Origin of the sequence: Limimaricola sp. G21655-S1 (genome assembly GCF_027213785.1) — a bacterium.
GTDB lineage: Bacteria > Pseudomonadota > Alphaproteobacteria > Rhodobacterales > Rhodobacteraceae > Limimaricola.
Genome location: NZ_JAPWGO010000008.1, coordinates 1 through 2,194, shown reverse-complemented (window position 1 = coordinate 2,194; position 2,194 = coordinate 1). Strand labels below are relative to the sequence as shown.

Sequence of the window (2,194 nt, the reverse complement as noted above, 5' to 3'; positions counted from 1 at the left end):
TGGCGAAGCGCGCGTCGTCCACCGCGTAGCTCACCGTGGCGGTGGCGTCGGCATCCTCGGCGCGGGCCTGGATCCCGGCCAGCGTGCCCGCGCCCGCGGTCTCGTCGATCCGGTCGAGGGTGGCGCCGTCGGCGTCGGCGACCGCGCCGATGGCGTGCTCGTTCGCATCGAGCACATGGATGTCGACCAAGCGGTCCTGATATAGCCGTTGGTCGTCGGTGGCGCGAACCGTGAGCCGTTGCACCCCGTCGGTCTCGCGATCCAATGTGGCGCCAGCCTTCACGCGGATCTCGTCACCGATGAGTTCGAAATTGCCGTCAATGACGGCGTTGCCGCTTTCGTCGACCAGCGAGAGCGTTACGCTGTCGCCGGTGTCGGGGTCCTGCGCCACCAGCTTCGCGGCCACCGTGCCCGTGGCGGCATCCTCGGCTACGCCCATGGCGCTGTGGTAGTTGATGGCGTGAATGTAGTAGTCGCTGCTGTTGTTCGTGATGTTGCCTTGGTCGCCGTAAGGGGTGGCGCTGAACACGATCTGGTCGAAGGCGACACCAGGGTCGATCTGAAGCACCGTACCCTGATGGTGCGCGGGCGAGGCAAAATCGCTGCTCCCGACCTGGGCACCGTTCATGTAAAGGACGTAATGTCCGACTTCGTAGCTGCCATTCTCGCTGCTCCAAAGCGCCGCGATGCCGACTTCGGCGCTGGCGACCGCAGTATCGAACGAGACGATGATTTCCTCGGAGAGCAGGCGACCGGCATCGTAACCCAGCTGATTGGCGGGTGCGCCCGAACCGGTCGAACCCAGGACGCCGAGGCCGTGGTTGCTATGTGTGACCAGAGCCGTGGACGGTGCGCTCAGCTCGCCGCTGTCGGTGATCTGGCGCGCGGAAACGGTGTAGCCTGCGCCTGAAGCGGCAAAATTGCTGCTGTCGATCCGGCCGCTGCCCTGAACGACGCCTATGACCGGCGCTTCGTTCACATCGTCAACGGTCAGATTGAAGACATGGGTGGACTTCGTGGAATCCGACGACGTCGCCGTCACGGTAAGGGAGATGCTGGGCTCGGTCTCGTGATCGAAGTGGGCCCCGTCGACGACCCGGACCGTGCCATCGGCATCCACCGTGAAGCGCTCATTATCGGTGGCATAGGTCACCGTGTCCGCAGCATCGGGGTCCGTGGCCGAAACCTTCACGCCCACCGTGGAGCCGACATGGGCAGTCTCGTTCAGGCGGTCATCCGCGCCGTCATTGTCGGTAATGGGTCCGATGGGATTCATGGCACCTCGCGGCGTAGCTGGACACGGATATCGTTAAGAACCAGCAAATCATTTTCAGGGGGCGACAATGTGCGGAGATTGCGGCGTGACACCTGTGTGTCTGCCAATGACGCAGCGTCGGATTGCGAAGTGCCGTCGGCTCCGAGGGTCATCTCCGGTCTGGCCAAGCCAAGCTCGGTTCCGGTAGGCCGCCCCGGGTATGTCGGGGGTTTCAACTCCTGAGCTAGGCGGAGCATGGGCGCGACGATCAACGATTGCGCGCCTGAAATGCGCGAGCGTGTGGTTCTGGGCAATGAAGCGCAGCATGGGTGTCGATGGGCGGCCCTCCTGTCGATCACGAACTGGATCGGCTGCACCCCGCAGACTTTGAACGGGTGTGATGGGAGGAGGGAAACCGATAGCGGCGCGCGCGGGCATGCCGCCGAGATGGCCAAAAAGATGAGGGCGCTGGAACGAGAAAACCGTGAACCCTGTCAGGGCCACGGTTTCTCGCGGAATGCTTCCGGGTCGATAACGCCACCCGAACCTATCGGGTGACGCGATCGACATTGCGCAGGCAGAGTTCGACAGCCGCCTGCCCTACCCACCTGGATCCCCGGCCGACGGGAACCGAAGCTTCCGTCACCCTCGGATGATCCTGCAGGACCGAAGACTGAAGGCTTTCGGGCCAAGCAGCACGCAGCTGCGCTTGGCCCGAGTTCAGTTAGCGCACGACCTCCTCGCGGAAGGCCTTCGAGAAGGATGCCAGGATCGGGTCGAAGGCGTATCGAAGCGGCGTATGGTGACCGGTCTCGACGAAGACATCGGCTGGCATGCCGGCCCGAATTTCCGCGCCCCCGATTGGTCTGCCCCCACTGAAGTGCTCCGCCCACTGAGATAGATTTATCTCGTCAGGAGGAGGACGAAGCGATGGGTGGA

General features: G+C 63.6%; 2 protein-coding genes. One reads left to right on the top strand and one right to left on the bottom strand.

Annotated features, from left to right (window positions below; all coding sequences use genetic code 11):
- Window positions 1-1,276 (bottom strand): cadherin repeat domain-containing protein (locus O4G76_RS09450; protein ID WP_269397100.1); only part of this gene is annotated, 1,276 nt, incomplete at its 3' end.
- Between the two features lie 234 nt (window positions 1,277-1,510).
- Here O4G76_RS09450 and O4G76_RS09445 point away from each other — a divergent pair.
- Window positions 1,511-1,813, top strand: a complete 303-nt coding sequence (locus O4G76_RS09445; protein ID WP_269397099.1) for a hypothetical protein — start codon at window positions 1,511-1,513, stop codon at window positions 1,811-1,813.
- Window positions 1,814-2,194: the final 381 nt, after the last annotated feature.